This is a genomic window from Pseudonocardia sp. KRD291 (genome assembly GCF_019263595.1).
Classification (GTDB): Bacteria; Actinomycetota; Actinomycetes; order Mycobacteriales; family Pseudonocardiaceae; genus Pseudonocardia.
This window is the reverse complement of record NZ_JADQDD010000079.1, coordinates 1-22454: the sequence shown is the minus strand read 5'-3', so window position 1 is coordinate 22454 and position 22454 is coordinate 1. Positions and strand designations below refer to the sequence as shown.

Below are 22454 nucleotides of genomic sequence, written 5' to 3'. Positions count from 1 at the left end.
CCGGAGACGACGGCGCCGCGCCCGGCGACCAGGTGGGCGTGATCGGCGGGGTGGCTGTGGCCGTCGGCGCCGCCGCTCACCGGGGACGGAACCGGTGGCGTCCGGACGACGCCTCCCACGCGGCATGTCGCTCCAGGAATTCGCTCGCCAACTCTCTCGGTTCGTGAGCAATTTCCTGGAGAGACCCCCGGCAGGACGCCCCGGACCCAGCGGCCCGGCCCTGCCGGCTCGGCCCTGCCGGCTCGGCCCTGCCGGCTCGGCCCTGCCGGCTCGGCCCTGCCGGCCCCCGGCGGTGCCCGGGGCGGTGCGGCCGGCGACCCTCAGTCCCGCCGGCGGCGGGCCCCGAAGGCGCGCAGGCCGAGCAGACCGGTGACACCCCGCCTCCGACCAGGCCCGCCGTGGCGAGGGCTCCGGGACCCTCGCGGACCACGTACTGCGGCCGGATCACGGCGGGCGACGGGATCTCGCGCGGGTCGTAATCATCCTCGTCCGCGCTCGCGGCCCAGGCCGTGACGAACGACCGGCCCGCACCGCGGGGAGCGGGGCGGGCCGGCGTGCTGCGGCCGGTCGGGCCTACAGGGCCTTGAGCTCCTCGGTCACCTTCTCCACCGACGACTTCGCGTCGCCGAACAGCATCGACGTGTTGTCCAGGAAGAACAGCGGGTTCTCGATCCCGGCGAAACCGGAGCTCATGGACCGCTTGAGCACGATCACGTTGTGGCTCTGGTCGACGTTCAGGATCGGCATGCCGTAGATCGCCGAGCTCTTGTCGTTGCGCGCGGACGGGTTCGTGACGTCGTTCGCCCCGATCACGATCGTGACGTCGGTGCGGGAGAAGTCGTCGTTGATCTCGTCCATCTCCTTGAGCACGTCGTAGGAGACCTCGGCCTCGGCGAGGAGCACGTTCATGTGCCCGGGCATCCGGCCCGCGACCGGGTGGATCGCGTACCGGACGTCGACGCCCTTGGCCTCGAGCAGCTTGGCCATCTCCTTGATGGCGTGCTGGGCCTGCGCGACGGCCAGGCCGTAGCCCGGCACCACGATCACGCGCTCGGCGTAGGCCATCTGGATCGCCGCGTCCGCGGCCGAGGTGGACTTGACCGTCTTGTTCGGGTCGTCGTCCGCGGCGGCCACCGAGGCCCCGCCGAACCCGCCGGCGACGATCGCCGGAATGGTCCGGTTCATCGCCTGCGCCATCTGGTTGGTCAGGATCGAGCCGGACGCGCCGACGATCATGCCGGCGACCATCATCGCGGTGTTGTTCAGCGCGAGGCCCGCGGCCGCCGCCGCCAGTCCGGTCATCGCGTTCAGCAGCGAGATCACGACCGGCATGTCCGCGCCGCCGATCGGCAGCACGACCATCACGCCGAGGATCCCGGCCAGCACCAGCACCGCGACGATCCACAGCGACGACGTGTTGCCCGTCCCCGCGACCACGGCGCACACGATCGCGCCGATCAGGAGGATCGCGTTCACCAGCTGCTGCGCCTTGCCCAACCCGATCGGCGACGAGGAGAGGAGCTCCTGCAGCTTGCCGAACGCGATCAGCGAACCCCAGAACGAGATCGAGCCGACGATCGCGGAGAACAGCGAGGCGACCACGAACACGCCGGCGCGGCCCGCGAAGCCGGGCGTGGCCAGGAACTCCGACCAGGCGATCAGCGCGACCGTGCCGCCACCGACGCCGTTGAACAGCGCCACCATCTGCGGCATCTGGGTCATCTTGACCCGGCGCGCGGACGGGACGCCGAGGAGGGTGCCGACCACCAGGCCGACCAGGATCCAGACGATGTTGTTCGCACCGTTGATGATCACCACGAGCAGCACGGTGAGCATGGCGATCGCCATCCCGACCGCGGCGATCCAGTTGCCGCGGACCGCGGTGCGCGGCCCGGTCAGGCCCATCAGGCCGTAGATGAACAGCGCGAACGCGATCAGGTAGAGGACCGGCTCCAGGATCTCCATCACGCGCCGCCCTTCGCTGCCTTCTCGGCGGTCAGGGTCTGTGCGTCGCCGCCGCCGGACTCGGGCTCGGCGCCGGGCTTCGGGGGCTGCTTGCCCTTGAACATGCCCAGCATCCGGTCGGTGACCAGGAAGCCACCCACCACGTTGATCATCCCGAACGCGATCGCGACGGTGAGCAGGATCGTCTCCAGCACGGTCGCGTTCTCCAGCTCGCCGAGCACGATCATCCCGCCCAGCACGACGATCCCGTGGATCGCGTTCGTTCCCGACATCAGCGGGGTGTGCAGCGTGTTCGGCACCTTGGAGATCACCGCGAACCCGACGAACCCGGCCAGTACCAGGATCGCGAGGTTCGCCAGCAGGCTTCCCGACTCCATCAGGACTCTCCCTCGCTCGTCGTGTCCTTCGTGTCCGTGTCGCCGCCGGGGGCCGGCTGGGCGGTGTCGGCGCTCGTTCCGCCTGCGCTGCTCTCGCGCGTCACGCAGGACTTGGCCAGCACCTCGTCGTCCCAGTCCGGGGACAGCTCTCCCTCGGAGAGCATCAGCTCCAGCAGTGCCGTGACGTTGCGCGCGTAGAGCTCGGAGGCGTGCTCGGGCATCGTGGCCGGCAGGTTCAGTGGCGAGGCGATCGTGACGTCGTGCTTGACGACGGTCTCGCCCGGCTCGGTGAGCTCGCAGTTGCCGCCGCCCTCACCGGCCAGGTCGACGATCACGCTGCCCGGCCGCATGCCCTCCACGGCCTTGGCGCTGACCAGCGTCGGTGCCTTCTTGCCGGGGACCTGCGCGGTGGTGATCACGACGTCGAAGCCGGTGATCGCCAGCTCCAGCTGCTCCTGCTGCTTCTGGCGCTCGGAGTCCGACAGCTCCCGGGCGTACCCGCCCTCGCCGGCGGCCTCGATCCCGAGGTCGAGCCACTGCGCGCCGAGCGACTTCACCTGGTCCGCGACGTCCGGGCGGACGTCGTAGCCGGTGGTGCGCGCGCCGAGGCGCTTGGCCGTGGCCAGTGCCTGCAGCCCGGCGACGCCGACGCCGAGGATCAGCGCGGTCGCCGGCTTCACGGTGCCGGCCGCGGTGGTCAGCATCGGGAAGAACCGGGTCGACTCCTGGGCCGCGAGGAGCACCGCCTTGTAGCCCGAGACGTTCGCCTGCGAGGAGAGCGCGTCCATGCCCTGGGCCCGCGAGATCCGCGGGATGGACTCCATCGCGAACGCCTGCACGCCCGCCGACCTCAGCGCCTCGATGGTCTCCGGCGAGGTCAGCGGGGCCAGGAACCCGATCAGTGTCGTGTCCCGGCCCAGCTTGCTGATCTCGTCGCTCGTCGGTGGCGCGACCTTGACCACCACGTCGCACGACCACGGATCGCCGATCGTCGCCCCGGCGTCGGTGAACGCCTCGTCCGGGATCAGCGCCTCGAGCCCGGCGCCGGACTCGACGACGATCTCCGCCCCGCGCTTCTGCAACTTCTCGATGACCTTGGGGACGAGCGCCACCCGGCGCTCGCCCTCCGCCGACTCCTTCGGTACACCGACAGACGTCGTCCGCCCTGGTGGTGACTGTCCGGCCTCTTCGCCCATGCGCAGAACCTAGTGCAGCGGTGCGCCCGATGCCGTCCCCGTGTGACGCCCGTCCTCACCGTAAGGCGGGATGACCGATCAAGAACCGGTCTTGCCCGTTCAGGAACCGAGTACGGCGTCCTGCTCGGCCGGCACGGTGAGCAGCCACGGCCCGTCCTCGGTCACCGCGACCGTGTGCTCCCAGTGCACCGCCCGTGCCCCGGAGGCGGTGACGACCGTCCACCCGTCCTCGAGCTCCACGGTCTCCGGGTCGCCCGCGGTGAGCATCGGCTCCACGGCCAGCGCCATCCCGGGGCGCAGACGCGGGCCGTGGCCTGCGTCGCCGTGGTTGGGCAGGAACGGGTCCATGTGCATCGACGTCCCGATGCCGTGCCCGCCGTACTCGGCGACGATCCCGTAGTCGGCCCGGTCCCGGTTCGCCGCCTCCCGGCAGGCCTCCTGGATCGCGAACGAGACATCGGTGAGCCGGGCGCCCGGGCGGACCGCGGCGATACCGGCCGTCAGTGCGCCCCGGCAGGCCTCGGACAGGGCCAGGTCGGGCGCCGCGACGTTCCCGACCGGGATCGTGACGGCCGCGTCCCCGTGCCAGCCCTCCAGGATCGCGCCGCAGTCCACCGAGATCAGGTCGCCGTCGGCGAGGACCTGCGACGACGACGGGATCCCGTGCACGATCTGCTCGTTCACCGACGCGCAGATGCTGCCCGGGAACCCGTGGTAGCCCAGGAACGACGGCACCGCACCGGCGGCCCGGATCGTCTGCTCGGCCACGGCGTCCAGATCGGCCGTGCTCACCCCGGGCCGCGCCTGCTCGACGACCGCCGCCAAGGTCGAGGCGACCAGCGCCCCGGCCGCACGCATCGCCTGCAGCTGGCCCGGTGTCTTGAGCTCGATGTCGCGTCCGCGGTAGCGCGCGATGGCGCCGCGGAGGCCTCCCCGGCCGGAGTTCACGTCCCGTTCCCCGTTCGTCAGAACCCGCGGTTGTCCAGCACCGTGAACACCCGCTCGGTGATCTCGTCCACCTCGCCGACCGCGTCGACGGTCACGAGCCGGTCGGAGTAGTACTGCAGCAGCGGGAACGTCTCGTCCCGGTAGACCTGCTGCCGGTTGCGGATGACGTCCTCGTTGTCGTCGCTGCGACCACGCGAGAGCAGCCGCTGCACGACGACCTCGTCGTCCACCTCGAACTGGACGACCGCGTCGAGCGCCAGGCCCTTGTCCTTCAGGATCTGGCCCAGCGAGTCGGCCTGCGACGTCGTGCGGGGGAAGCCGTCCAGGATGAACCCCTTCGCGGCGTCGGCGTCGCCGAGGCGGTCGCGGACCATCCCGACGGTGACCTCGTCCGGGACGAGGTTCCCGGCGTCCATGTACCGCTTCGCCTCGAGGCCGAGCTCGGTCTCGTCCTTCAGGTTCGCCCGGAACAGGTCACCGGTCGAGATGTGCGGGACGTCCAGCCGCTTGGCCATCTGCTCAGCCTGGGTCCCCTTGCCCGCACCGGGCGGACCAACCAGAACGAGTCGCACGCGAACCCGACCTCCCCTGCTCTTTCGTCACGCCGGCACCGACGCCGGCTGGAAAACCACACTGCTCGAACGAACACCGACCACGTCACGGCGGGCGGGTCCCGGACCCGCCGACGTCCGCGGGACGGCCTCGCCCGGCGAGCCTAACGCAGGAAACCCTCGTACTTGCGCTGCATGAGCTGGCTCTCGATCTGCTTCAGCGTGTCCAGACCGACCGTCACCATGATCAGCACAGCGGTGCCGCCGAACGGGAAGTTCTGGTTCTGGCCGCTGCCGGTGACGCCGAGGAAGAAGTTCGGCAGCACCGCGATGATGCCCAGGTACAGCGAACCGGGCAGCGTGATGCGGCTGAGCACGAAGTTCAGGTACTCGGCGGTGGGCCGGCCGGGCCGGATGCCCGGGATGAAGCCGCCGTACTTCTTCATGTCCTCGGCACGCTCGTCCGGGTTGAACGTGATGCCGACGTAGAAGTAGGTGAAGAAGATGATCAGCGCGACATACAGCAGGATGTGCAACCAGTTGGACTGGTCGACAAGATAGGTCTGCACGAACTGCTGGAACGCGCCGCCGTCGTTGCCGGCCAGCCGGGCCACCAGATCGGGCAGGTAGAGCAGCGAGCTACCGAAGATCACCGGCACGACGCCGGCCTGGTTGACCTTGAGCGGCAGGTAGGTCGACGTGCCGCCGTACATCCGCCGCCCGACCATGCGCTTGGCGTACTGCACCGGGATGCGGCGCTGGCCGTTCTCGACGAACACGACGCTGGCGATGATGGCCAGACCGAACACGCAGACGCCGGCGAAGACCAGCCCGCCCGCGTTGTCCAGGATCTGCTTGCCCTCGGCGGGGATCCGGTGCGCGATCGAGGCGAAGATCAGCAGCGACATGCCGTTCCCGACGCCGCGTTCGGTGACCTGCTCGCCGAGCCACATCACGACCGTGGTGCCGGCCGTCATCACGACCACGATGATGCTGAGCGTGAAGATGCTGCCGTCCGGGATCACCGGCAACGAGCAGTTGCCGAACAGCTGCCCCCGTTCGGCCAGGGCGACGAAGCCGGTGGACTGCAGGATCGCGATCCCGATCGTCAGGTACCGCGTGTACTGCGTCAGCTTGGCCTGGCCGGACTGGCCTTCCTTCTTCAGCTGTTCGAAGCGCGGGATCACCACCTGCAACAGCTGCACGATGATGCTGGCCGTGATGTAGGGCATGATGCCCAGCGCCAGGATCGAGAGCTGCAGGAGCGCGCCGCCGGAGAACAGGTTGATCAGTGAGTAGACGCTGGAGTTCTCGCCGCCCTCGACCTGGCGGACACACTCCTGGACGTTGATGTAGGACACGCCCGGCGAGGGGATGTTGGCACCCAGCCGGTAGATCGCGACGATGCCCAGGGTGAAGAGGATCTTCTTGCGGAGATCCGGAGTGGTCAGGGCCGACCGGAACGCGCTGAGCACTCGGTGATCCTCCTACGACGTCGGCGGCCCGACGCCGCCTCCTCGCCGGCCCGGGGGGCCCGGCCGGATGTGGGACACGGTCCCGGCCGCCGGAGGCGACTCGGGGCCCGGTGACCGGCCACGATCTCGCCGCGTGTCAGGGCGGCGGGGACCGGAAACCCCCGTGCGGCGACTCTAACAGCGGCCACACAGCAGTACGGCGCCGCCCACGGGCCCGGCCGATCCCTCGGGATCGGTGGGCACCAGGGCGGCGCCGTGTGGCACTACAGCTCGGAGACGGACCCGCCCGCTGCCGAGATCTTCTCGCGCGCGGACGCGGAGAACTTGTGCGCGCTGACGGTCAGGGTGATGCCCTCGAGCTCACCCTCCCCCAGCACCTTCACCAGCTCGTTGCGGCGGACCGCACCGGCGGCGACCAGCTCGGCCACGCCGACCTCGCCACCGTTCGGGAACAGCTGGGCCAGGTCGCCGATGTTGACGACCTGGTACTCGACCCGGAACCGGTTCTTGAAGCCCTTGAGCTTGGGCAGCCGCATGTGCAGCGGCATCTGCCCGCCCTCGAAGCGCGGCGACACGGTCTTACGGGCCTTCGTACCCTTGGTGCCTCGCCCGGCGGTCTTACCCTTGCTGCCCTCACCACGTCCGACGCGGGTCCGGGCCTTCTTCGAGCCCGGGGCGGGACGCAGGTCGTGCAGCTTGATGACGCCGGGAGTCGTCTCGTCGTTGCTCATGAGCCGACCTCCTCCACGTTCACGAGGTGGCGCACGGTGTGGACCATCCCGCGAACCTGCGGGTCGTCCGGGCGCTCCACCGACTGACGGATCTTGCGCAGGCCGAGCGAGCGCAGCGTGTCGCGCTGGTTCTGCTTGCAGCCGATCCGGCTCTTCGTCTGGGTGATCTTGAGAGTCGCCATGTCGGTCAGACCCTCGCAGCCTCGGCCGCGGCAGCGCGCGCCCGCATCATCGACACCGGCGCGACGTCCTCGAGCGGCAGGCCACGACGTGCGGCCACCTCCTCCGGACGCTGGATCGCGCGCAGTGCGGCCAGCGTGGCGTGCACGACGTTGATCGCGTTGTCGCTGCCCAGGGACTTCGACAGGATGTCGGAGATCCCCGCGCACTCCAGCACGGCGCGCACCGGGCCGCCGGCGATGACACCGGTACCGGGGCTGGCCGGGCGCAGCATGACCACGCCCGCCGCCGCCTCGCCCTGCACCCGGTGCACGATCGTGCCCCCGATGAGCGGGACGCGGAAGAAGCTCTTCTTGGCCTCCTCGACACCCTTGGCGATCGCCGCGGGCACCTCCTTGGCCTTGCCGTAGCCGACGCCGACCAGGCCGTCGCCGTCGCCCACGATCATCAGGGCGGTGAAGCTGAAGCGACGACCACCCTTGACGACCTTGGACACGCGGTTGATCGTGACCAGCCGCTCGATGTACGGGGTCTTGTCCTGGGCCCCGCCGCGGCCGCCGCCCTGGCGGTCCCGGTTGTTGCTGTTGCGGTTGTCGTTGCTCGGGCCGCCGGGGCCTCCGGGGCCTCCGCCGCCGTCGCGCCGTGCACGTCCCGGCATCAGACGATCCCTTCAGTCTTGTTGTTCATCAGAACTCCAGGCCTCCCTCACGGGCGGCGTCCGCCAGCGCGGCGATCCGGCCGTGGTACGCGAGGCCACCGCGGTCGAACACGACCGAGGTGACGCCGGCGGCCTTGGCACGGGAGGCGATGAGCTCCCCGACCTTGGTCGCCTTGGCCTTCTTGTCGCCGTCCACCGTGCGGATGTCGACGTCCAGGCTCGAGGCCTGGGCCAGCGTGTGGCCGGCCAGGTCGTCGATCAGCTGCACGGTGATGTGCCGCGAGCTGCGGTGCACCGCCAGGCGGGGACGGTCCGGCGTGCCGGAGATCTTCTTGCGCAGCCGCACGTGCCGGCGGGTCCGCGAGTCCCTGCGGATCCGCGACACCTGGGAGGCCATCCGCCGCCGGGCGGCGCCGGAGACCGTGTTGTTCGTCTCGGCCATCACTTACCCGTCTTTCCGACCTTGCGGCGGATCTGCTCGCCGGCGTAACGCACGCCCTTGCCCTTGTACGGGTCCGGGCGCCGCAGCTTGCGGATGTTCGCAGCGGTCTCGCCGACCAGCTGCTTGTCGATGCCCGCGACCGAGAACCGCGTCGGGGACTCGACGTTGAACGTCACGCCCTCCGGCGGCTCGATGACGACCGGGTGGCTGAAGCCCAGGGCGAACTCCAGGTTCGACCCCTTGAGCTGGACCCGGTAGCCGACGCCGTGGATCTCGAGCTTCTTCTCGTAGCCGGCGCTGACGCCGACCACGATGTTGTTGACCAGGGAACGGGACAGGCCGTGGTAGGCCCTCGTCTCGCGCTCCTCGTCGGGACGCTTGATCAGCACCGTGCCGTCGTCGTCGCGCTCGACCGTGATCGGCTCGACGACGGTGTGCGACAGGGTGCCCTTGGGGCCCTTCACGGTGACCGTGCGGCCGTCGATCGTGACGTCGACTCCGGACGGGACGGTGATGGGCAGCTTTCCGATGCGGGACATCGTCAGTTCTCCCTTCTCACCAGACGTAGGCGAGGACTTCCCCGCCCACGCCACTCCGGTAGGCCTGCTGGTCGGTCATCAGACCGCTCGAGGTCGAGATGATCGCCACGCCGAGGCCCCCGAGGACCCGCGGCAGGTTCGTCGACTTCGCGTAGACGCGCAGGCCGGGCTTCGACACCCGACGCACGCCGGCGATGCTGCGCTCCCGGTTGCGGCCGTACTTCAGCTCGACGACCAGGGACTTGCCGACCTCGGCGTCCTCGGTGTGGTGCGAGGCGATGTAGCCCTGCTTCTGAAGGATCTCGCTGATCGCGACCTTCAGCTTGGAGTGCGGCATCACCACGCGGTCGTGGTAGGCCGAGTTCGCGTTCCGCAGACGGGTCAACATGTCTGCGATCGGATCGGTCATCGTCATGATCGGTATCTCTTTCCCGCCGTGGTTCCCGGGGCGCCGAGCTCGAGGCTCGTCACCGGCGCAGGCCTGTGGCGATAGGAACGGCTGGTGGGAATGTCACCAGCTGGACTTGCTCACGCCCGGCAGCTCGCCGGCGTGTGCCATGTCGCGCAGGCACACGCGGCACAGCCCGAACTTGCGGAACACCGCGCGCGGACGCCCGCACTTCTGGCAGCGGGTGTACCCCCGCACGGCGAACTTCGGCTTCTTGTTCGCCTTGTTGACCAGCGCCTTCTTCGCCATCGTGCTCAGCTCTCCTTGAAGGGGAAGCCCAGGTGGCGCAGCAGCGCCCGGCCCTCGGCGTTCGTGGTCGCGGTCGTCACGACGGTGATGTCCATGCCGCGCGGCCGGTCGATGTTGTCCGGGTCGATCTCGTGGAACATCGACTGGTCGCTGACGCCGAACGTGTAGTTGCCACGGCCGTCGAACTGGTTGCCGGACAGTCCGCGGAAGTCGCGGATACGCGGCAGCGCGATCGTCAGCAGCCGGTCCAGGAACTCCCACATCCGGTCGTTGCGAAGGGTGACCTTCGCGCCGATCGGCATGCCCTCGCGGAGCTTGAACTGCGCGATGGACTTGGTCGCCTTCCGCACCTGCGGCTTCTGCCCGGTGATGATGGACAGGTCGCGCAGCGCGCCGTCGATCAGCTTCGAGTCACGGGCGGCGTCGCCGACGCCCATGTTAACGATGATCTTCACGAGGCCCGGGACCTGCATGACGTTGCCGTAGCCGAACTCCTCGCGCATCGCGGCGATGATCTCGTCGCGGTAGCGCTGCTGGAGCCGGGGGGCCGTCCGCTCGGTCTGCTCTGCAGTGGTCATCTCAGATCTCCTTCCCGTTGCGCTTGGAGATCCGGACCCGCCGGGTCTTGCCGTCATCGCCCTCGACGGCCTTGCGCCCGACCCGGGTCGGGGTGCCGTCCGAGTCGACGACCATCACGTTCGAGACGTGGATGGCGGCCTCCTGCGTGACGATCCCGCCGGACTCCGCACCGCGCTGGTTCTGGCTGATCCGGGTGTGCTTCTTGATCCGGTTCACACCCTCGACCAGCAGGCGCTCGCGCTCCGGGTAGACCTGGATGACCTTGCCCTTGGCGCCCTTGTCCTTGCCGGCGATCACCTGCACGGTGTCGCCCTTCTTGACCTTCATCTTCGCCTTCATCTCAGAGCACCTCCGGAGCAAGGGAGATGATCTTCATGAACCGGCGGTCGCGCAGTTCGCGACCGACCGGGCCGAAGATGCGGGTCCCTCGGGGTCCGTTGTCCGGACGGATCAGGACGGCGGCGTTCTCGTCGAACTTGATGTAGCTGCCGTCCGGCCGGCGCTTCTCCTTGACCGTGCGCACGATGACCGCCTTGACGACGTCACCGCGCTTCACTCCGGCGCCGGGGATGGCCTCCTTGACCGAGGCGACGATGACGTCGCCGATCCCGGCGTAGCGCCGCGCCGAGCCGCCCAGCACCCGGATGCACAGGATCTCCTTGGCACCGGTGTTGTCGGCGACGCGCAGCCGCGACTCCTGCTGGATCACTGTGTCTCCTACTTCGCCTTCTCGAGGATCTCCACGAGCCGCCAGCGCTTCGTGGCCGACAACGGGCGGGTCTCCATCAGGCGGACACGGTCACCGATGCCGGCCGTGTTGCCCTCGTCGTGCGCCTTGACCTTGCTGGTCCGGCGGATGACCTTGCTGTAACGCGGGTGCTTGACCCGGTCCTCCAGGGAGACGACCACGGTCTTGTCCATCTTGTCGGACACGACCAGGCCCTCGCGGACCTTCCGCTCCCCGCGCACCTGAGTGCTCTCGTCGCTCATGCTGCGCCCTCACTCTCGATCGGCGCAGCGGAGAGGCCCAGCTCACGCTCGCGCATGACGGTGTAGACCCGCGCGATGTCGTGGCGGACGGCCCGCAGCCGCCGGTTGTTGTCCAGCTGCCCCGTGGCCATCTGGAAGCGCAGGTTGAACAGCTCCTCCTTGGCCTCACGGACGCGCACCGTGAGCTCCTCGTCGGACAGCTCACGCAGCTCGGCAGCCTTGGTGCCACCGCTGGTCGCCATCAGATGTCACCACCCTCACGGGTCACGATCCGGCACTTCATCGGCAGCTTGTGGATGGCGCGACGCAACGCCTCGCGCGCGGTCTCGTCGTTCGGGAAGCTCATCTCGAACAGGACGCGACCCGGCTTGACGTTGGTGACCCACTTCTCCGGCGAACCCTTACCGGAACCCATGCGGGTCTCGGCCGGCTTCTTGGTCAGCGGGCGGTCCGGGAACACGTTGATCCAGACCTTGCCACCACGCTTGATGTGGCGGTTGATCGCGATACGCGCCGACTCGATCTGGCGGTTCGTGACGTAGGCCGGCTCGAGAGCCTGGATGCCGTAGTCGCCGAACGAGACCTTCGTGCCGCCGGTCGCCATCCCCGTCCGGTGCGGACGGTGCTGCTTACGGTGCTTCACCTTGCGTGGGATCAGCATGGCTCAGGCCTCCCCACCCTCGCTCGGGGTACCGCTGGTGGTCGCGGTGCTCTCGGCCGGGGCCTCGGCGGTGGCGACGCTGCCGCCACCGGCCGCGGCACGACCGGCCTCGGTGCTGGTCGCGGTGGTGCCCGAGGCGCCCGAGCGCCGGCGGGCCGGACGCTCGCGACGCGGCGCGCGATCGGCTGCGGCCGCGGCCGGAGCACCCTCGCGACGACCGCCGACGACGTCACCCTTGTAGATCCAGACCTTGACGCCGATCCGGCCGAACGAGGTCTTCGCCTCGAACAGGCCGTAGTCGATGTCGGCGCGCAGCGTGTGCAGCGGCACCCGGCCCTCGCGGTAGAACTCCGACCGCGACATCTCGGCGCCGCCCAGACGTCCGGAGCACTGCACCCGGATGCCCTTGACCTGCGGCGAGCGCATGGCCGACTGGATCGCCTTGCGCATCGCGCGGCGGAACGCCACGCGGTTGGACAGCTGCTCGGCCACGCCCTGGGCGACGAGCTGTGCGTCCGACTCGGAGTTCTTGACCTCGAGGATGTTGAGCTGGACCTGCTTCTTGGTCAGCTTCTCGAGGTTGCCCCGGATGCGGTCGGCCTCGGCGCCGCGGCGGCCGATCACGATGCCCGGACGCGCGGTGTGGATGTCCACCCGCACGCGGTCCCGGGTCCGCTCGATCTCGACCTTGGAGATGCCGGCCCGCTCCATGCCCTTGGAGAGCATGCGACGGATCTCGACGTCCTCCTTGACGTACTCCTTGTACTGCTTGTCCGCGTACCAGCGGGACTTCCAGTCCGTGGTGATGCCCAGACGGAACCCGTGCGGGTTGATCTTCTGCCCCATCAGCGGGCCCTCCCCTTCGCACCACGACGTCCGCCGCCGGCCGTACCGGCCGGACGGGACTCGACCTCGATGGTGATGTGGCTCGTCCGCTTGCGGATGCGGTACGCGCGCCCCTGGGCACGCGGCCGGATCCGCTTGAGCGTCGGGCCCTCGTCGACCATCGCCACGGCCACCACAAGGGTGTCCGGGTCCAGGCCCAGGTTGTTCTCGGCGTTGGCCGCGGCGCTCGCCACGACCTTGGCCACCGGCTCGGCCGCGGCCTGCGGCGAGAACCGCAGGATCGCCAGCGCCTCGGACACCGGCACTCCGCGGACCAGGTCCACCATGCGACGGCACTTCATCGGCGACATGCGGACGAACCGCGCCACGGCGTGCGCTCGAGTCAGCTCGAGCGCGGTGCCGGTGGTCTCGGCTGTGTCAGCCATCTTCTCCACCTCTCCTTGTCGCTACTCGGGCCGCTCTAGCGCCTACGCGCCTTGCGGTCGTCCTTGATGTGACCCCGGAACGTGCGGGTCGGGGCGAACTCCCCCAGCTTGTGGCCGACCATCGAGTCCGAGACGAACACCGGCACGTGCTTGCGGCCGTCGTGCACCGCAATCGTGTGGCCGATCATGTCCGGAATGATGGTCGAGCGACGGGACCAGGTCCTGATCACCGTCTTCTTGTCGGTCTCGTTGAGGGCGTCCACCTTCTTGAGCAGGTGGTCGTCGACGAACGGGCCCTTCTTCAGGCTGCGCGGCATCTTTACCTCCCTGCTCAGCGCTTCTTGCCGGTACGACGCCGGCGGACGATCAACTTGTCGGACGGCTTGGTGCGGCGGGTACGGCCCTCGGGCTTACCTGCCGGGTTGACCGGGTGGCGACCACCGGAGGTCTTCCCCTCACCACCACCGTGCGGGTGGTCGACCGGGTTCATGGCCACACCACGGACGGAGGGGCGCTTGCCCTTCCACCGCATCCGGCCGGCCTTGCCCCAGTTGATGTTCGAGTGCTCCGAGTTACCGACCTCGCCGATCGTCGCGCGGCAGCGGACGTCGACGTAGCGGATCTCGCCGGACGGCATGCGCAGCTGCGCGTAGGGGCCGTCCTTCGCCACCAGCTGCACCCCGGAGCCCGCGGCCCGCGCGATCTTGGCGCCGCCACCGGGGCGGAGCTCGATCGCGTGGATCACGGTGCCGGTCGGGATGTTGCGCAGCGGCAGGTTGTTCCCGACCTTGATGTCGGCCTGGGGGCCGTTCTCGATCGGGTCGCCCTGCTTGAGCCGCGCCGGCGCGATGATGTAGCGCTTCTCGCCGTCGGCGTAGTGCAGCAGTGCGATCCGCGAGGTGCGGTTCGGGTCGTACTCGATGTGCGCGACCTTGGCCGGCACACCGTCCTTGTCGTTCCGGCGGAAGTCGATCAGCCGGTACGCCCGCTTGTGACCGCCGCCCTGGTGCCGGGTGGTGACCCGCCCGTGCACGTTGCGGCCGCCCTTGTTGTGCAGCGGACGCAGCAGCGACTTCTCCGGGGTGTCCCGGGTGATCTCGGCGAAGTCCGAGACGCTCGAGCCGCGGCGGCCCGGGGTCGTCGGCTTGTACTTACGAATGGCCATTTCTCAGCTCGCCCCTCAGCTCGCCGGACCACCGAAGACGTCGATCGACTTGCTCTCCGGGGAGAGCGTCACGATCGCGCGCTTCGTGTCCTTGCGCTTGCCGTAGCCGGTGCGGGCGCGCTTGCGCTTACCCGGGCGGTTCAGCGTGTTGACGCTGAGCACCTTGACCCCGAACACCTTCTCCACGGCGATCTTGATCTGCGTCTTGTTCGCGTCCGGACGCACGACGAAGGTGTACTGCTGCTCGTCGAGCAGCCCGTAGCTCTTCTCCGACACGACCGGCGCCAGCAGGATGTCCCGCGGGTCCGTGATCACTTGTCAGCCTCCTCTACGGACACGGCCGCACGACGGCTACCGGTCCTGGGCTTGGCGACCGGTCCGGCGAGGAACTCGTCGAGCGCGGTCGAGGTGAACACGACGACGTCGTTGACCAGCACGTCGTGGGTGTTCAGCTGGTCCGGCGCGATCAGGTGCACCTCGGGGAGGTTGCGCAGGCTCAGCAGCGCGTTCGTGTCGTCACGCTCGACGACCAGCAGCACCCGCTTCCCGACGCCCGCGGTGACCGTCTCGACGACCTTGCGGGCCGCCTTGGTCGACGGGGTGTCGCCGGAGACGACCGAGGAGATGACCCGAACGCGGCCCGCACGGGCCCGGTCGGAGAGCGCACCGCGCAGTGCGGCGGCCTTCATCTTCTTCGGGGTCTTCTGGCTGTAGTCCCGCGGAGTCGGGCCGTGCACGGTGCCACCGCCGACGAACTGCGGGGCCCGGGTCGAACCCTGACGGGCGCGGCCGGTGCCCTTCTGGCGGTACGGCTTCTTGCCGCCGCCGCGGACCTCGGCACGGGTCTTGGTGTCGTGCGAACCCTGACGCGCGGCGTTCAGCTGGGCCGTCACGACCTGGTGCATGAGGGACACGTTGGCGGTCACGTCGAAGACGCTGTCCGGCAGCTCCACGCTGCCGTCCGCCTTGCCCTCCGGTGTCTGGATCTCCACGGTGCTCACTTGCCATCACCCTTCGCGGGGGTCTTCACCACGACGAGTCCACCGCGCGGTCCGGGGACCGCGCCCTTGATGAGCAGCAGCCCGCGCTCGGCGTCGACCCGGTGGACCGTGAGGCCCTGTGTGGTCTGACGGTTCGAACCCATCCGGCCAGCCATCTTCTGGCCCTTGAACACGCGACCCGGGGTGGCACAGCCACCGATCGAGCCGGGCGAACGGTGCTTGCGCTGGACACCGTGCGAGGCGCCCAGGCCGTGGAAGCCGTGGCGCTTCATCACGCCGGCCATGCCCTTGCCCTTGGTCGTACCGACCACGTCGACCTCGGAGCCCTCCGAGAACGCCTCGGCGGTGATCTCCTGGCCCACGTTGTAGTCGGCCGCGTCCGAGGTGCGGAACTCCAGCGTGTAGCGCCGGGGCGTGACACCCGCCTTGGCGAAGTGGCCGGTCTCCGGCTTGTTCACCTTGCGGGGGTCGACCGCGCCGTAGGCGACCTGGATCGCGGCGTAGCCGTCGGTCTCGGGGGAACGGACCTGGGTCACGACGTTCGGCCCGGCCTGGATCACCGTGACCGGGACGATCCGGTTGTTCTCGTCGAACACCTGGGTCATGCCCAGCTTGGTGCCGAGGAGGCCGGTGATGCTCTTGACCTGATGCGTCTTCTGAGTCTGTGTCGTCATCGTCTTCGCCGCCTACTGGATGTTGACGTCGACGCTGGCCGGCAGATCGATGCGCATGAGCGCATCCACCGTCTTGGGCGTCGGGTCCAGGATGTCGATGAGGCGCTTGTGCGTACGCATCTCGAAGTGCTCGCGCGAGTCCTTGTACTTGTGCGGCGAGCGGATGACGCAGTACACGTTCTTCTCGGTCGGCAGCGGCACCGGCCCGACGACCCGGGCACCCGTACGCGTCACCGTCTCCACGATCTTGCGAGCAGACGCGTCGATTGCCTCGTGGTCATAGGCCTTGAGCCTGATGCGGATCTTCTGTCCCGCCATGGTCGTCGGTCGTCCTCTTCTTCCTGCCGCTCAACTTCGCGGTGTTCGCCGGTGGGCCCCGTACATCGCACGGTCACCCCGCAGATCTCACGTCGTCGAAGCGGCACCGGAATCTCTCCGGCGCTCCGCGACCGCGGCCCGCGCGCTGTTCAGGTCTCACATGTCTGGCTGGTTCTCCCGGGCACCCCCGGCATCTCTGCCGGTGGCTCCGGTCCACGAGGTCGGGCGTGTCGCGCTCGACGCTCACAGATCTGCCCGGGTCACCGCTCTCCACCCGGGGGCGGAGGTGTGTATCAGGGCCGACGGCAAGCGTGGCGCGTAGGACCGTGTTCTCACGAACCGGCGCTCCTACGCGCCACGCTCACCGTGCAACCCGTCAAGGATGCCACACCGGAGTGCGGCGTCCCCGACCGGGGGGTGGTACTACGAGTTGATCTTGGTGACCTGGCCGGCGCCGACGGTCCGCCCACCCTCACGGATGGCGAACTGCAGGCCCTCCTCCATGGCGATCGGCTGGATCAGCTGAACGCTCATCGAGGTGTTGTCGCCCGGCATGACCATCTCGGTGCCGCTGGGCAGGGTCACCACGCCCGTCACGTCCGTGGTCCGGAAGTAGAACTGCGGGCGGTAGTTGTTGAAGAACGGCGTGTGCCGGCCACCCTCGTCCTTGCCCAGGATGTAGACCTGGCCCTCGAACTCGGTGTGGGGGGTGATCGAGCCCGGCTTCACGACGACCTGGCCGCGCTCGACGTCGTCCCGCTTGATGCCGCGCAGGAGCAGGCCGACGTTCTCACCGGCACGCCCCTCGTCGAGGATCTTGCGGAACATCTCGACACCGGTGACCGTGGTGCTGGTCTTGTTCGGCTTGATGCCGACGATGTCGACCGTCTCGTTCACCTTGACGATGCCGCGCTCGACGCGACCGGTGACGACCGTGCCGCGACCGGTGATCGTGAAGACGTCCTCCACGGGCATCAGGAACGGCTTCTCGGTGTCGCGCTCCGGCTCCGGGATGGCCTCGTCGACAGCGTCCATCAGCTGGACGATGTTCTCGGCCCACTTCTCGTCGCCCTCGAGCGCCTTGAGCGCCGAGACGCGGACGATCGGGAGGTCGTCGCCCGGGTAGTCCTGCGAGCTGAGCAGCTCACGGACCTCCATCTCGACGAGCTCCATGATCTCCTCGTCGTCGACCATGTCCGCCTTGTTCAGCGCCACCACGATGTAGGGCACGCCGACCTGACGCGCGAGCAGCACGTGCTCACGGGTCTGGGGCATCGGGCCGTCGGTCGCGGCGACCACCAGGATGGCGCCGTCCATCTGCGCCGCACCGGTGATCATGTTCTTGATGTAGTCCGCGTGACCGGGGCAGTCCACGTGCGCGTAGTGCCGCTTCTCGGTCTGGTACTCGACGTGCGCGATGGAGATCGTGATACCGCGCTGGCGCTCTTCCGGCGCCTTGTCGATCATGTCGAACGCCGAAGCCTCGTTGAGGTTCGGGTACTTGTCGTGCAGAACCTTAGTGATGGCCGCCGTCAGCGTGGTCTTGCCGTGGTCGATGTGACCAATGGTGCCGATGTTGACGTGCGGCTTGGTCCGCTCGAACTTCGCCTTCGCCACTGCAGGGTCCTCCTGGACTGTGTTCTTCTTATCCGCCGTGCTGACGGCAGGTCTGGGGGTTGCTCCGAACGAAGAAGGAGCGAGCCGCGGACCCTACAGGCCCGCGGCACACGCCTCTTACTCGCCCGTCGCCTTCGCGATGATCTCCTTCGCCACGGAGGCCGGAACCTCCGCGTACGAGTCGAACGTCATCGTGTAGTTCGCCCGGCCCTGGGTCCGCGACCGCAGGTCACCGACGTAGCCGAACATCTCGGACAGCGGGACCGTCGCCTTGACGACGCGAGCACCCGCGCGCTCCTCCATGGCCTGGATCTGGCCACGACGGGAGTTAAGGTCGCCGATCACGTCGCCCATGTAGTCCTCGGGCGTCATGACCTCGACGGCCATCATGGGCTCGAGAATGACGGGGTTCGCCTTGCGAGCCGCCTCCTTGAACGCCATCGAGCCGGCCACCTTGAACGCCATCTCCGACGAGTCGACCTCGTGGTACTGACCGTCCGTCAGCGTGGCCTTGACGCCGACAACCGGGTAGCCGGCGAGGATGCCGTACTGCATGGCGTCCTGGATGCCCGCGTCCACCGACGGGATGTACTCCCGCGGGATACGGCCACCGGTGACCTTGTTGTCGAACTCGTACAGCGCACCGTCGCCCTCGGTGAGGGGTTCCAGGTTGATGATGACGCGGGCGAACTGGCCCGAACCACCGGTCTGCTTCTTGTGCGTGTACTCGAACTTGATGATCGGCTGCTTGATGGTCTCGCGGTACGCGACCTGAGGCTTGCCGATGTTGGCCTCGACCTTGTAATCGCTCTTCATGCGGTTCACCAGCACCTCGAGGTGCAGCTCACCCATGCCGGCGAGGATCGTCTGGCCGGTCTCGTCGTCCAGGGAGACCTGGAACGTCGGGTCCTCCTCGGCCAGGCGCTGGATCGCGATGCCCAGCTTCTCCTGGTCGGCCTTGGTCTTCGGCTCGACCGCGACCTGGATCACCGGCTCCGGGAAGGTCATCGACTCGAGGACGATCGGCTGCTGCGGGTCGCAGAGCGTCTCGCCCGTGGTCGTGTCCTTGAGGCCGATGACGGCGTAGATGTGGCCCGCCATGGCCTCGTCGACCGGGTTCTCCTTGTTGGAGTGCATCTGGAAGACCTTCCCGATGCGCTCCTTGCGGTCCTTGGTCGAGTTCAGGACCTGCGAGCCCGCGGCGACCCGACCCGAGTAGACCCGGATGTAGGTCAGCTTGCCGAAGAACGGGTGCGCGGCGATCTTGAACGCGAGCGCCGCGAACGGCTCGTCCTTGGCCGGCTTGCGGCTGGCCGGGGTCTCGCCGTCGGTCAGGAAGCCCTCGACCGGCGGGAGGTCGTACGGCGACGGCAGGTAGTCGATCACCGCGTCGAGCATGGGCTGGACGCCCTTGTTCTTGAACGCGGAACCGCACATCACCGGGTAGGCGATGCGGTCGGTCACGATCTTCCGGATGCCGGTCTTGATCTGCTCGACCGTCGGCTCCTCGCCGCCCAGGTACGACTCCATCAGGTCGTCGTCGGTCTCGGCGACGGCCTCGAGGAGCTTCTCGCGCCACTCGGCGACCTTGTCGGCCATGTCGGCCGGGATCTCCTCGACGGCGTAGTCCTCGCCCTTGGCGACCTCGCCACGCCAGGTCAGCGCGCGCATCTCGACCAGGTCGACGACACCGATGAACTCGCTCTCGGAGCCGATCGGCAGCTGGATCGGCAGCGGGCGGGCGTTCAGCCGGTCCTGGATCGTCTGCACCGTGAAGTAGAAGTCCGCGCCGAGCTTGTCCATCTTGTTGACGAAGCAGACCCGGGGGACGTCGTACTTGGTGGCCTGCCGCCAGACCTGCTCGGACTGCGGCTCGACACCTTCCTTGCCGTCGAACACCGCGACCGCGCCGTCGAGCACGCGCAGGTTGCGCTCCACCTCGACGGTGAAGTCCACGTGGCCCGGCGTGTCGATGATGTTGATCTGGTGGTCTTTCCAGAAGCAGGTCGTCGCGGCCGACGTGATCGTGATGCCGCGCTTCTGCTCCTCCTCCATCCAGTCCATCGTCGCCGCGCCGTCGTGCACCTCACCGATCTTGTAGTTGATCCCGGTGTAGTACAGGATCCGCTCGGTGGTGGTGGTCTTGCCGGCATCGATGTGCGCCATGATGCCGATGTTGCGGACCTTGGTCAGGTCGGTCAGCACGTCCCGTGGTGCCACGGTCTCAGATCTCCCTCGCGATTGGCGCGGACTTCTGGTCCGTCACCAGCGGTAGTGGGCGAAGGCTCGGTTCGACTCCGCCATCTTGTGGATGTCCTCGCGTCGCTTGACGCTGGCACCGAGGCCGTTGCTGGCGTCGAGCAGCTCGTTCATCAGACGCTCGACCATGGTCTTCTCCCGGCGCTGACCGGAGTAGGTCACGAGCCAGCGCAGACCCAGCTGGGTCTGGCGGACGGTGCGGACCTCGACCGGGACCTGGTAGGTCGCGCCACCGACACGGCGGCTGCGGACCTCGAGAGCCGGCTTGACGTTGTCCAGCGCACGCTTGAGCGTGACCACCGGGTCGGTGCCGGTCTTGTCCCGGGTGCCCTCGAGGGCGGCGTAGACGATCCGCTCGGCGAGCGAGCGCTTGCCGTCCTGGAGCACCTTGTTCACCAGCTGGGTGACCAGCGGGGACCCGTAGACGGGGTCGGAGACCAGTGGACGCTTGGGAGCGGGACCCTTGCGGGGCATCAGCTCTTCTCCTTCTTCGCGCCGTAACGGCTGCGGGACTGCTTGCGGTTCTTCACGCCCTGGGTGTCCAGCGAGCCGCGGATCACCTTGTAGCGCACACCGGGCAGGTCCTTCACTCGGCCGCCGCGGACCAGCACGATGGAGTGCTCCTGCAGGTTGTGGCCCTCACCGGGGATGTAGGCGGTCACCTCGATGCCGCTGCTCAGCTTGACGCGGGCGACCTTCCGCAGTGCCGAGTTCGGCTTCTTCGGCGTCGTCGTGTAGACGCGCGTGCAGACCCCGCGGCGCTGGGGGCTGCCCTTGAGGGCGGCGGTCTTGGTCTTGGAGACCTTGTCCTCGCGGCCCTTGCGGACCAGCTGCTGGATCGTGGGCATGTGCCGTCTACTTCTTCCCGTCGGCGTGCTCGACTGTGTCGGGCGTCTTCACTGTCGTGGTTGAACCCGGGCGCGGGTGGCGGCCGGAGCCGCCGTTCCGATACCCGAGGTCGGGCGTGTCGCTCCAGGAAACCGTGAGGCGTGAACCTCGTGGGAACGGACGGAGCGTCCGCGGTCCGCTGCAGCCCACCCGGAGGTATCGTCCTCGACACCTCACGAGACCGGGCGCTGCGGGGCACACGGAGTGGCCCGACCGAGGTCGAGCGCAAGACATCAGCGTACTCGGCCCGCTCGAAGAGGGTCAAAGCGGGTCCGGCCACGGCGAGACGCCGTGCCCGAGAGCGTGCCGGAACCCGCTCGCCCAGGCAAGGCGACTCACCCGCTCGTCGCACAACGCTATCCGCTCGTCGTCCATTCCCGCACCGCGGCAGCCGGCCGGAGGGGGCGTCGGGCGCGCGTGGTTATCGTCCGGTGTGCACCTACCGCTTGCCGCCAACCGGCTCCTGACCAGTGCCGTCGTCGCTCCGCTGCTGTCCCGGCGACTGCCGGTGCCCGTGCGCCGCAGACTGCTCGATCTCACCGGCGCGGTGCTGCCGCTCCCCCGCGGCACCCGCCGCGCCACCGGGTCGCTGGGCGGGGTCCCCACCGAGGTGGTTTCCGCGGCCGGGCCGATCACCTCGCCGCACCGGATCCTGTACCTGCACGGCGGCGGCTACGTCGTCGGGTCGCCCGCCTCGCACCGCGCGCTGCTGGCCGGGCTGAGCCGCGCCGCCGGGGCTCCGGTGCACGCTCCGTCCTACCGGCTCGCGCCCGAACACCCGCACCCGGCGGCGGTCGAGGACGCCCTGACCGCGTTCCGCGCGCTGCGCATCGCCGGGCACCCGGCCCGCCGGATCGCCGTCGCCGGGGACTCCGCAGGCGGCGGTCTCGCGATGTCGATGCTGCTGCGGTTGCGCGAGAACGGCGAGGACCTCCCCGGTTCGGTCGGGCTGATCTCGCCCTGGCTCGACCTGGACTGCGAATCCCCGGTGCTGGCCCGCAACGCCGCCACCGACGCCATGCTCGATCCCGGCTGGCTGGCCGACGCCGCGCGCGACTACCGCGGCACGACCGACCCGGCCGACCTGCGTTCCCTCGACGGCGACCTGACCGGGCTCCCGCCGCTGCACGTCGTCGCCGGGGCCGGTGAGGTCCTGCTCGACGACGCCGACCGGCTCGTCGAGCGCGCCCGCGCCGCAGGCGTCCCGGTCACCTACCGCCGCGCCGAGGGCATGTGGCACGCGTTCCCGGTCCTCGCCGGCACCCTCCGCGA

The 22454-nt window shown here is 69.0% G+C and carries 32 protein-coding genes; 1 reads left to right on the top strand and 31 read right to left on the bottom strand.

Going from position 1 to position 22454, the window contains the following annotated elements:
- Window positions 1-573 precede the first annotated feature (573 nt).
- The 31 genes from I4I78_RS13560 to rpsL all read right to left on the bottom strand — a co-directional run bounded on the left by I4I78_RS13560 (window position 574) and on the right by rpsL (window position 21142).
- Window positions 574-1965 carry an NAD(P)(+) transhydrogenase (Re/Si-specific) subunit beta gene (locus I4I78_RS13560; protein ID WP_218611655.1) on the bottom strand — a complete coding sequence of 464 codons (1392 nt, stop codon included), beginning with the start codon at window positions 1963-1965 and terminating at the stop codon, window positions 574-576.
- Window positions 1965-2342, bottom strand: coding sequence for an NAD(P) transhydrogenase subunit alpha (locus I4I78_RS13555; protein WP_218611654.1), 378 nt, complete (start codon window positions 2340-2342; stop codon window positions 1965-1967). Before I4I78_RS13555 ends, I4I78_RS13560 begins: the two co-directional genes overlap by 1 nt.
- Window positions 2342-3538 (bottom strand): Re/Si-specific NAD(P)(+) transhydrogenase subunit alpha, encoded by a 1197-nt coding sequence (locus tag I4I78_RS13550; RefSeq protein ID WP_218611653.1) that lies wholly within the window; start codon window positions 3536-3538, stop codon window positions 2342-2344. Before I4I78_RS13550 ends, I4I78_RS13555 begins: the two co-directional genes overlap by 1 nt.
- A gap of 99 nt (window positions 3539-3637) precedes the next feature.
- Window positions 3638-4486 (bottom strand): type I methionyl aminopeptidase, encoded by an 849-nt coding sequence (gene map, locus I4I78_RS13545; RefSeq protein WP_218611652.1) that lies wholly within the window; start codon window positions 4484-4486, stop codon window positions 3638-3640.
- 17 nt (window positions 4487-4503) lie between these two features.
- Entirely contained in the window at window positions 4504-5058 is a 555-nt protein-coding gene (locus I4I78_RS13540; RefSeq protein ID WP_218611651.1) for an adenylate kinase, read from the bottom strand.
- Between the two features lie 143 nt (window positions 5059-5201).
- The gene (secY, locus tag I4I78_RS13535) at window positions 5202-6512 is read right to left on the bottom strand and encodes a preprotein translocase subunit SecY (RefSeq protein WP_218611650.1); all 1311 of its coding nucleotides are present in this window, start codon (window positions 6510-6512) and stop codon (window positions 5202-5204) included.
- A gap of 263 nt (window positions 6513-6775) precedes the next feature.
- Window positions 6776-7243, bottom strand: a complete 468-nt coding sequence (gene rplO / locus I4I78_RS13530; protein WP_218611649.1) for a 50S ribosomal protein L15 — start codon at window positions 7241-7243, stop codon at window positions 6776-6778.
- Window positions 7240-7425 (bottom strand): 50S ribosomal protein L30, encoded by a 186-nt coding sequence (rpmD, locus tag I4I78_RS13525; RefSeq protein ID WP_218611648.1) that lies wholly within the window; start codon window positions 7423-7425, stop codon window positions 7240-7242. Before rpmD ends, rplO begins: the two co-directional genes overlap by 4 nt.
- A 5-nt stretch (window positions 7426-7430) precedes the next feature.
- Window positions 7431-8081 (bottom strand): 30S ribosomal protein S5, encoded by a 651-nt coding sequence (gene rpsE / locus I4I78_RS13520; RefSeq protein WP_218611647.1) that lies wholly within the window; start codon window positions 8079-8081, stop codon window positions 7431-7433.
- A 28-nt stretch (window positions 8082-8109) separates the two neighbouring features.
- On the bottom strand, window positions 8110-8523 hold the full coding sequence (gene rplR, locus I4I78_RS13515; protein WP_218611646.1) for a 50S ribosomal protein L18: 414 nt from the start codon (window positions 8521-8523) through the stop codon (window positions 8110-8112).
- On the bottom strand, window positions 8523-9062 hold the full coding sequence (rplF, locus tag I4I78_RS13510) for a 50S ribosomal protein L6 (RefSeq protein ID WP_218611645.1): 540 nt from the start codon (window positions 9060-9062) through the stop codon (window positions 8523-8525). Before rplF ends, rplR begins: the two co-directional genes overlap by 1 nt.
- Before the next feature lie 16 nt (window positions 9063-9078).
- On the bottom strand, window positions 9079-9477 hold the full coding sequence (rpsH, locus tag I4I78_RS13505; protein ID WP_218611644.1) for a 30S ribosomal protein S8: 399 nt from the start codon (window positions 9475-9477) through the stop codon (window positions 9079-9081).
- Between the two features lie 96 nt (window positions 9478-9573).
- A complete protein-coding gene (locus tag I4I78_RS13500; RefSeq protein ID WP_130292385.1) occupies window positions 9574-9759 on the bottom strand; it encodes a type Z 30S ribosomal protein S14 in 186 nt (61 codons plus the stop codon).
- 5 nt (window positions 9760-9764) lie between these two features.
- Window positions 9765-10337: a 50S ribosomal protein L5 gene (rplE, locus tag I4I78_RS13495; protein WP_218611643.1), complete on the bottom strand. Its 573-nt coding sequence runs from the start codon at window positions 10335-10337 to the stop codon at window positions 9765-9767.
- Window position 10338: 1 nt separating this feature from the next.
- Entirely contained in the window at window positions 10339-10665 is a 327-nt protein-coding gene (gene rplX, locus I4I78_RS13490) for a 50S ribosomal protein L24 (RefSeq protein ID WP_218611657.1), read from the bottom strand.
- Window positions 10666-10678: 13 nt separating this feature from the next.
- Window positions 10679-11047, bottom strand: a complete 369-nt coding sequence (rplN, locus tag I4I78_RS13485) for a 50S ribosomal protein L14 (RefSeq protein ID WP_130292387.1) — start codon at window positions 11045-11047, stop codon at window positions 10679-10681.
- Window positions 11048-11055: 8 nt separating this feature from the next.
- A complete protein-coding gene (gene rpsQ, locus I4I78_RS13480; RefSeq protein ID WP_218611642.1) occupies window positions 11056-11328 on the bottom strand; it encodes a 30S ribosomal protein S17 in 273 nt (90 codons plus the stop codon).
- Window positions 11325-11570 carry a 50S ribosomal protein L29 gene (gene rpmC / locus I4I78_RS13475; protein ID WP_218611641.1) on the bottom strand — a complete coding sequence of 82 codons (246 nt, stop codon included), beginning with the start codon at window positions 11568-11570 and terminating at the stop codon, window positions 11325-11327. Before rpmC ends, rpsQ begins: the two co-directional genes overlap by 4 nt.
- Window positions 11570-11989, bottom strand: coding sequence for a 50S ribosomal protein L16 (gene rplP, locus I4I78_RS13470; protein WP_218611640.1), 420 nt, complete (start codon window positions 11987-11989; stop codon window positions 11570-11572). Before rplP ends, rpmC begins: the two co-directional genes overlap by 1 nt.
- Window positions 11990-11992: 3 nt before the next feature.
- A complete protein-coding gene (gene rpsC, locus I4I78_RS13465) occupies window positions 11993-12835 on the bottom strand; it encodes a 30S ribosomal protein S3 (protein WP_218611639.1) in 843 nt (280 codons plus the stop codon).
- On the bottom strand, window positions 12835-13260 hold the full coding sequence (rplV, locus tag I4I78_RS13460) for a 50S ribosomal protein L22 (protein ID WP_130292392.1): 426 nt from the start codon (window positions 13258-13260) through the stop codon (window positions 12835-12837). The genes rpsC and rplV overlap by 1 nt, the downstream gene beginning before the upstream one ends.
- Window positions 13261-13295: 35 nt before the next feature.
- Window positions 13296-13577, bottom strand: coding sequence for a 30S ribosomal protein S19 (gene rpsS, locus I4I78_RS13455; protein WP_130292393.1), 282 nt, complete (start codon window positions 13575-13577; stop codon window positions 13296-13298).
- A gap of 14 nt (window positions 13578-13591) precedes the next feature.
- A complete protein-coding gene (gene rplB, locus I4I78_RS13450; protein WP_218611638.1) occupies window positions 13592-14425 on the bottom strand; it encodes a 50S ribosomal protein L2 in 834 nt (277 codons plus the stop codon).
- Window positions 14426-14440: 15 nt separating this feature from the next.
- Complete coding sequence (gene rplW / locus I4I78_RS13445; protein WP_130292395.1) at window positions 14441-14740, bottom strand: 50S ribosomal protein L23; 300 nt, start codon at window positions 14738-14740, stop codon at window positions 14441-14443.
- Window positions 14737-15426 carry a 50S ribosomal protein L4 gene (rplD, locus tag I4I78_RS13440; RefSeq protein WP_218611637.1) on the bottom strand — a complete coding sequence of 230 codons (690 nt, stop codon included), beginning with the start codon at window positions 15424-15426 and terminating at the stop codon, window positions 14737-14739. Before rplD ends, rplW begins: the two co-directional genes overlap by 4 nt.
- Window positions 15423-16100 carry a 50S ribosomal protein L3 gene (gene rplC / locus I4I78_RS13435; RefSeq protein WP_218611636.1) on the bottom strand — a complete coding sequence of 226 codons (678 nt, stop codon included), beginning with the start codon at window positions 16098-16100 and terminating at the stop codon, window positions 15423-15425. Before rplC ends, rplD begins: the two co-directional genes overlap by 4 nt.
- A gap of 12 nt (window positions 16101-16112) precedes the next feature.
- Window positions 16113-16418: a 30S ribosomal protein S10 gene (gene rpsJ, locus I4I78_RS13430; RefSeq protein WP_003938093.1), complete on the bottom strand. Its 306-nt coding sequence runs from the start codon at window positions 16416-16418 to the stop codon at window positions 16113-16115.
- Between the two features lie 423 nt (window positions 16419-16841).
- Entirely contained in the window at window positions 16842-18035 is a 1194-nt protein-coding gene (tuf, locus tag I4I78_RS13425; protein WP_218611635.1) for an elongation factor Tu, read from the bottom strand.
- A gap of 117 nt (window positions 18036-18152) precedes the next feature.
- Complete coding sequence (gene fusA, locus I4I78_RS13420; RefSeq protein ID WP_308252089.1) at window positions 18153-20255, bottom strand: elongation factor G; 2103 nt, start codon at window positions 20253-20255, stop codon at window positions 18153-18155.
- 42 nt (window positions 20256-20297) lie between these two features.
- Window positions 20298-20768 (bottom strand): 30S ribosomal protein S7, encoded by a 471-nt coding sequence (gene rpsG, locus I4I78_RS13415; RefSeq protein WP_218611634.1) that lies wholly within the window; start codon window positions 20766-20768, stop codon window positions 20298-20300.
- Window positions 20768-21142 (bottom strand): 30S ribosomal protein S12, encoded by a 375-nt coding sequence (rpsL, locus tag I4I78_RS13410; RefSeq protein ID WP_093076962.1) that lies wholly within the window; start codon window positions 21140-21142, stop codon window positions 20768-20770. The genes rpsG and rpsL overlap by 1 nt, the downstream gene beginning before the upstream one ends.
- 473 nt (window positions 21143-21615) lie before the next feature.
- Between rpsL and I4I78_RS13405 the strand changes: the two genes are divergently transcribed.
- Window positions 21616-22454: alpha/beta hydrolase (locus tag I4I78_RS13405; RefSeq protein WP_218611633.1), on the top strand; the 839-nt coding region annotated here is incomplete at its 3' end.

What these genes read in the sequence shown, in the direction of transcription:
- rpsL (WP_093076962.1), bottom strand. Translation starts at nt 21,142, where the DNA reads ATGCCCACGATCCAGCAGCTGGTCCGCAAGGGCCGCGAGGACAAGGTC.
- I4I78_RS13500 (WP_130292385.1), bottom strand. Translation starts at nt 9,759, where the DNA reads ATGGCGAAGAAGGCGCTGGTCAACAAGGCGAACAAGAAGCCGAAGTTC.
- rplC (WP_218611636.1), bottom strand. Translation starts at nt 16,100, where the DNA reads ATGACGACACAGACTCAGAAGACGCATCAGGTCAAGAGCATCACCGGC.
- rplP (WP_218611640.1), bottom strand. Translation starts at nt 11,989, where the DNA reads ATGCTGATCCCACGCAAGGTGAAGCACCGTAAGCAGCACCGTCCGCAC.
- rpmC (WP_218611641.1), bottom strand. Translation starts at nt 11,570, where the DNA reads ATGGCGACCAGCGGTGGCACCAAGGCTGCCGAGCTGCGTGAGCTGTCC.
- rpsC (WP_218611639.1), bottom strand. Translation starts at nt 12,835, where the DNA reads ATGGGGCAGAAGATCAACCCGCACGGGTTCCGTCTGGGCATCACCACG.
- rpmD (WP_218611648.1), bottom strand. Translation starts at nt 7,425, where the DNA reads ATGGCGACTCTCAAGATCACCCAGACGAAGAGCCGGATCGGCTGCAAG.
- rpsG (WP_218611634.1), bottom strand. Translation starts at nt 20,768, where the DNA reads ATGCCCCGCAAGGGTCCCGCTCCCAAGCGTCCACTGGTCTCCGACCCC.
- rpsJ (WP_003938093.1), bottom strand. Translation starts at nt 16,418, where the DNA reads ATGGCGGGACAGAAGATCCGCATCAGGCTCAAGGCCTATGACCACGAG.
- I4I78_RS13550 (WP_218611653.1), bottom strand. Translation starts at nt 3,538, where the DNA reads ATGGGCGAAGAGGCCGGACAGTCACCACCAGGGCGGACGACGTCTGTC.
- rplR (WP_218611646.1), bottom strand. Translation starts at nt 8,523, where the DNA reads ATGGCCGAGACGAACAACACGGTCTCCGGCGCCGCCCGGCGGCGGATG.
- rpsE (WP_218611647.1), bottom strand. Translation starts at nt 8,081, where the DNA reads ATGCCGGGACGTGCACGGCGCGACGGCGGCGGAGGCCCCGGAGGCCCC.
- rplV (WP_130292392.1), bottom strand. Translation starts at nt 13,260, where the DNA reads ATGGCTGACACAGCCGAGACCACCGGCACCGCGCTCGAGCTGACTCGA.
- rplO (WP_218611649.1), bottom strand. Translation starts at nt 7,243, where the DNA reads ATGAGCAACGACGAGACGACTCCCGGCGTCATCAAGCTGCACGACCTG.
- rplX (WP_218611657.1), bottom strand. Translation starts at nt 10,665, where the DNA reads ATGAAGGTCAAGAAGGGCGACACCGTGCAGGTGATCGCCGGCAAGGAC.
- rplB (WP_218611638.1), bottom strand. Translation starts at nt 14,425, where the DNA reads ATGGCCATTCGTAAGTACAAGCCGACGACCCCGGGCCGCCGCGGCTCG.
- rplF (WP_218611645.1), bottom strand. Translation starts at nt 9,062, where the DNA reads ATGTCCCGCATCGGAAAGCTGCCCATCACCGTCCCGTCCGGAGTCGAC.
- I4I78_RS13560 (WP_218611655.1), bottom strand. Translation starts at nt 1,965, where the DNA reads ATGGAGATCCTGGAGCCGGTCCTCTACCTGATCGCGTTCGCGCTGTTC.
- rpsQ (WP_218611642.1), bottom strand. Translation starts at nt 11,328, where the DNA reads ATGAGCGACGAGAGCACTCAGGTGCGCGGGGAGCGGAAGGTCCGCGAG.
- rpsS (WP_130292393.1), bottom strand. Translation starts at nt 13,577, where the DNA reads ATGCCGCGCAGCCTGAAGAAGGGCCCGTTCGTCGACGACCACCTGCTC.
- rpsH (WP_218611644.1), bottom strand. Translation starts at nt 9,477, where the DNA reads ATGACGATGACCGATCCGATCGCAGACATGTTGACCCGTCTGCGGAAC.
- rplE (WP_218611643.1), bottom strand. Translation starts at nt 10,337, where the DNA reads ATGACCACTGCAGAGCAGACCGAGCGGACGGCCCCCCGGCTCCAGCAG.
- I4I78_RS13555 (WP_218611654.1), bottom strand. Translation starts at nt 2,342, where the DNA reads ATGGAGTCGGGAAGCCTGCTGGCGAACCTCGCGATCCTGGTACTGGCC.